At 75.3% G+C, this 5,282-nt stretch carries 4 protein-coding genes; 2 read left to right on the top strand and 2 right to left on the bottom strand.

Going from position 1 to position 5,282, the window contains the following annotated elements:
- The first annotated feature begins 148 nt into the window (after window positions 1-148).
- Together PV350_RS44280 and PV350_RS44275 are read left to right on the top strand one after the other, a co-directional pair.
- Window positions 149-2,266, top strand: a complete 2,118-nt coding sequence (locus PV350_RS44280) for a bifunctional polysaccharide deacetylase/glycosyltransferase family 2 protein (protein WP_500339029.1) — start codon at window positions 149-151, stop codon at window positions 2,264-2,266.
- Between the two features lie 29 nt (window positions 2,267-2,295).
- Window positions 2,296-3,486 (top strand): acyltransferase family protein, encoded by a 1,191-nt coding sequence (locus PV350_RS44275; protein WP_500339028.1) that lies wholly within the window; start codon window positions 2,296-2,298, stop codon window positions 3,484-3,486.
- 30 nt (window positions 3,487-3,516) lie between these two features.
- Here PV350_RS44275 and PV350_RS44270 read toward each other — a convergent pair whose 3' ends face one another.
- Together PV350_RS44270 and PV350_RS44265 are read right to left on the bottom strand one after the other, a co-directional pair.
- Window positions 3,517-3,933, bottom strand: a complete 417-nt coding sequence (locus tag PV350_RS44270; protein WP_500339027.1) for a hypothetical protein — start codon at window positions 3,931-3,933, stop codon at window positions 3,517-3,519.
- Between the two features lie 153 nt (window positions 3,934-4,086).
- Window positions 4,087-5,282, bottom strand: a 1,196-nt coding sequence (locus PV350_RS44265) for a patatin-like phospholipase family protein (protein WP_500339026.1), incomplete at its 5' end; no start/stop codon positions are given.

Below are 5,282 nucleotides of genomic sequence, written 5' to 3'. Positions count from 1 at the left end.
GCCCGACCGCCGGAGCGACCCCGACCACCGGAGCGACGGCGACCGAACCGGCGGCGTCCGGCTCCCCGTCGGGTCAGCCCAGCGGTTCCGCCTCCCCCGCCCCGGGCGCCTCCGACGGCCCCGTCGACCAGCAGCCGCAGGGCGGCCAGTGACCGCCCTGCGCCCCCGCCTCGTCATACCCCTGCTCGCCCTCGTGGTGCTCGTCTGCGTCCTGCTGCTCGGCGGCTACGTACGCGGCGACTTCGAGGCCGACCACCGGGTGCACCCGCCGGTCTCGGCGGACAAGGTGCCGGAGGCGGTGCTGGAGGGCGGCCCGGTCGTCGACACCACCGGTGACAGGCCCCGCTCGTACCGCACCCCGGACCGCACCATCGCCCTCACCTTCGACGACGGCCCCGACCCGGTCTGGACGCCGGAGGTGCTGGACGTGCTCGAGCGGCAACACGTGCGCGCCACCTTCTTCGTCACCGGCGGCATGGCCGCCCGGCATCCCGCGTTGATCCGGCGGATGGTCGCCGAGGGCCACGAGATCGGCGTGCACACCTTCTCCCACCCCGACCTGGTGTACCAGTCGCCGGGGCGGATCGACCGGGAGCTGTCCCAGACCCAGCTGGCGCTCGCGGGGGCCGCCGGCATCCACGCCTCCCTCTTCCGCCCGCCGTACTCCTCGACCGCCGACGCGCTGGACGACCTGTCCTGGCCGGTGGTCCAGCGGGTCGGCAAGCAGGGCTACGTGGCCGCCTTCATCGACCGCGACGCCGAGGACTGGCGACGGCCCGGCGTACAGGCGATCGTCGACGCCTCCGTGCCGGCGAAGCCGGGCGAGGGCGCGATCGTGCTCATGCACGACGCCGGCGGCGACCGCTCGCAGACCGTGGCGGCGCTGGACCGGCTGATCCCGCTGCTCAAGGAGCGCGGCTACCGCTTCGCCACGGTGGGCGAGGCGGTCGGCGCCACGTCCACCAACGACAAGGTCACCGGCTCGGAGCTGTGGAAGGGACGGGTCTTCGTCGCCGCGGTGGAGGTCTCCGAGGCCGCGGTGCCGGCCCTCGCCGTCCTCCTCGCCGGGGTGGGCCTGCTGGTGCTGGCCCGGTTCGCCGCGATGCTGGTGCTGGCGCGCCGGCACGCGCGGCAGCGCCGGGCGCCCGGCTTCCGCTGGGGGCCGGCGGTCACCGAACCGGTGAGCGTCATCGTCCCCGCGTACAACGAGAAGGAGTGCATCACCCACACGGTGAACTCCCTCGCCACGAGCGACCATCCCGTGGAGATCGTGGTCGTGGACGACGGCTCGACCGACGGCACCGCCGACATCGTCGAGGCCCTGGACCTGCCGGGCGTCACCCTCGTGCGGCAGCCCAACAGCGGCAAGCCCGCGGCGCTCAACAACGGTGTGGCGCACGCCCGGCACGACCTGATCGTGATGATGGACGGCGACACGGTCTTCGAGCCGGCCACCGTCCGCGAACTGGTGCAGCCCTTCGGCGACCCGCGGGTCGGCGCGGTCGCGGGCAACGCCAAGGTCGGCAACCGCACCCGGATGATCGGGCGCTGGCAGCACATCGAGTACGTGATGGGCTTCAACCTCGACCGGCGCATGTACGACCTGCTCCGCTGCATGCCCACCATCCCCGGCGCGTGCGGCGCCTTCCGGCGGGACGCGCTGCGCGACGTCGGCGGCATGAGCGACGAGACCCTCGCCGAGGACACGGACGTCACGATGGCGCTGCACCGGGCCGGCTGGCACGTGGTGTACGCCGAGCGCGCCCGCGCCTGGACCGAGGCGCCGTCCTCGGTGCGGCAGTTGTGGAAGCAGCGCTACCGCTGGAGCTACGGCACCATGCAGGCGATGTGGAAGCACCGCGGCGCCGTGCTGGACCGGGGGCACTCCGGCCGCTTCGGCCGGGTCGGGCTGCCGCTCGTCGTCCTCTTCCAGGTGCTCGCCCCGCTGCTGGCCCCGCTCATCGACGTGTTCGCGATCTACGGGCTGGTCTTCATGGACCCGTTTCGCACCGCGCTCGCGTGGGCGGGCGTGCTCGCTGTGCAGGCCGCGTGCGCGGCGTACGCCTTCCGGCTGGACGGCGAACCGCTGCGGGACCTGTGGCCGCTGCCCCTCCAGCAGGTGCTGTACCGGCAGTTGATGTACCTCGTGCTGCTGCAGTCCTGCGTGACGGCCGTCAACGGCGGCCGGCTGGGCTGGCACAAACTGCGGCGCACCGGCGAGGTCGGCGCGCCGACCGTCGGCAGCGGCACCGCCGGCCGCGTCTGAACACCCGTACTCTCCCGAGGAGTTGTCCCATGTCCGAAGCACGTGAGGCGGGAGCCCCGGCGGCCCCGCCCCGGCCCGCGGACGGCGCCGGGACGCGCATACCGGGGCCGCGCAGCTCCGCCCCCGCCCCGTCCACCGGGGGCGGGGGCGGCGGCCGGGACCGCTACCTCGACCTGCTGCGCGCCCTCGCCTTGGTACGGGTGGTCGTCTACCACACCTTCGGCTGGGCCTGGCTGACCCTGCTCCTCCCGTCCATCGGCATCATGTTCGCCCTGGCCGGGTCGCTGGCCGCGCACTCGCTGCAGCGGCCCGCGCTGTCCGTGGTGCGCGGCCGGCTGCGGCGGCTGCTGGTGCCCTTCTGGCTGTTCGCCGCCGCCGTGACCGTCCTGATGCTGCTCCACGGGTGGCGGCCGCACTCCTGGCACCGGATGCTGCTGTGGATCCTGCCGCTGGCGGACCCGCCCGGCACCGCCTGGGCCGAGCAGATCATCGCCCCGCTCTGGTACATCCGCACCTACCTGTGGCTCGTCCTGCTCTCCCCGTGGCTGCTCAAGGCCTTCCGGGCCGCGCCGCGCTCCTGCCTGGCCGCCTGCGGCGCACTGGTCGTCCTCGCCCAGTACGACCGGCTGCCGCTCGCCGAACCGGCCCTCACACCGGTGGTCGACCTCGTCACCTTCGCCGCCTGCTGGCTGCTCGGATTCGCGCACCGCGACGGCCTGCTGGACGCCCTGCGGGCCCGCACGGTGGTCGCCTCGGCCGCCCTCTGCCTCGCCGCGGGCCGCTGGTTCGCGTACACCCACCCCACCGACGAGGGCATCGACCTCGGTGAGATCCCGCTGGCCCAGGCGCTGTGGTCGGCCGGTTTCGTCCTCCTGCTGCTGCGCTTCCGCCCGCGCCGGATGGGCCGCGTGCCCGTCGCCGACGGAGCCGTCGGACTGCTCAACGCCCGTGCCGTCACCGTCTACCTGTGGCACGAGGTCGCGCTCTTCGCCAGCGTCCCGCTGATCGACCTGATGTGGGACGTGCCCTTCTTCGAGGCCCATCTCCCGCTCGACGCGACCTGGTTCCAGTTCCTCGTCGTCTGGCCGCTCATCGGCGCCGCCGTCCTGCTGGTCGGCTGGACCGAGGACGTCGCCTCACGACGCCGGCCGCGCCTGTGGCCGACGGGCGGGCGCAAGCGCGGCCGGCGGGCCCGCGGCCGCGCCGCGAAGGCCCGCTGAGTCACCGCGGCGCCCGGTCCCGGCGGCCCATCAGCAGACCCCGCCCGCCGTACCGCCGAGCAGCCGGACGAGCAGCATCGACATCGTCCGGCCGAGCACGAACAGGACCGGGAAGGCGACGAGCACCCCCGTGAGGACGGCCGCCGCCCGACGGACGGTGCCGCCCTCCGCCCATTCGAGGCGGAGCACGCCGGAGCGCCGCCAGAAGGCCCGCAGCCCCACCCCTGCGCCGAGGACGGCGGACACGGCGAACACGGCGAACACGGCGAAGGGGAAGGGCAGCCGGGGCATCCGTTCCGGCGCCGCCGGGTCCCGGACCAGCGCGAGCGGACCTGTCACCAGGACCACCGGCCCGGCCAGGGCGAACACTCCGGCCACGAAGCGGACGAACCCGATGCCGACGGCCGGTGGCCGGCCCCCGCCGAAGGGCGCGGACCGCGAGGGCATCGTGTGGAAGCGACGCGCCGCACCCCGGGGGTCCGTCACGAGAACCCAGCCGAAGCCGGTCGCGCCCGAGCCCCCAGACCGCCGAGAAGAAGGCGCCGCCGCTTCCGCCGCCCGCCAGGTGGGCTCCCCCTGCCACGCCACTGCCGCGCCGCCTCACGGACCGCCGCGGAGCCGGCGGCCCTTGTCGATGACGCGCTGGACCGCGTCGGCCATGAACTCCTCGGCCGCGCGCACCTCGTGCGCCGCGCCGAGCAGGCCGGCGGTCCTGGCGAGCATTCGCTCGGTGTCCTCGTAGCCGCGGGAGCGCAGCCGCTCGAAGGCGGCGGGCGAGAAGTCCAGCAGTCCGCTGGGGGTGCCCAGGGTGCCCTCGGGGGTGAGCGGGCGGGACGGGCGGACGCGCAGCAGGGTCAGCCCGGTGTGCTCGATCTGCCGCACGGTCTCGCCCGGGGCGAGCTGGACGACGATGACGATGTCGCAGTGGTCGAGGTCGGCCAGGGCGCGGATGGGCGTGTTGTCCCGGCCGAGCATGCCGTCGCGGTAGTACTCCCCCGCGACCTGGCGCGGGGCGAACAGGAACGGCAGCGCGGCGCTGCCCAGCACCGCCTCCTTGATCTCCGCGTGCTCCAGGCCGTTGAGGTGGAGGATCCGGGAGCGGCTGCCGAGGAGTCCGGCCAGCCATTCGGCGGCCATCTGGCCGGCCCGCAGGTGCGGCAGCGGGTGCGGGGCCAGGACGGGGTACGCCGCGACCCGCATGGTGACGGCCGCGGGGCGCCGCAGCGCGGCCGCGTCGACGGCGCGGTCGGCGAGCCGCTCCAGGTCGCCGTGCGCGCCGAGGAGGCGGACGACCCGGGGCGCGAGGTTGCCGAACCTCTGCAGCAGGGACTCGGAGACGGCCCCGTCCGCGACGGCCCGGGTGCCGAACGGGGCGTCGCCCATGCGGGAGGTGAAGTCGCGCCACAGCTCCGCCAGGCGCGCCGCCCCCTCCCGCAGGTTCGGCGCGCCTGCCAGCGCGACCCCGTTGAGGGCCCCGATGCTGGTCCCGGCGATGGCGGTGATCCGCGCGCCGTGGTGGGCCAGGCACTCGACCGCGCCCACCTGGTAGGCGCCCTTGGCGGCGCCTCCCGCCAGTACCAGCCCGAACCGGTGCGAGGCCGTCCCCTGTGCGGTCTCCCACCGGTCCGGGGCCGGTACCGCCCCCGTGCCCGGGCCTGCCGCCGCGCCGTACTCCGGCAGCGGCCCGGAAGCGATGCCCGCGGCACGCCGCCGCAGGTCCCCGAAGCGGTCCGGCACGGGACCGCCCCCGTCGTGGGGCCCGATGCCCGGACCGGGTCCGGCGGGCCCCACGCCGG

The organism is Streptomyces sp. PA03-6a (genome assembly GCF_033792765.1).
Taxonomy (GTDB): Bacteria; Actinomycetota; Actinomycetes; order Streptomycetales; family Streptomycetaceae; genus Actinacidiphila.
The sequence above is the reverse complement of the archived record's forward strand: the minus strand, read 5'-3'. Positions and strand labels throughout refer to the sequence as shown.

Coding starts and splice junctions, on each gene's coding strand:
- PV350_RS44275 (WP_500339028.1), top strand. CDS start 2,296: ATGTCCGAAGCACGTGAGGCGGGAGCCCCGGCGGCCCCGCCCCGGCCC.
- PV350_RS44270 (WP_500339027.1), bottom strand. CDS start 3,933: ATGCCCTCGCGGTCCGCGCCCTTCGGCGGGGGCCGGCCACCGGCCGTC.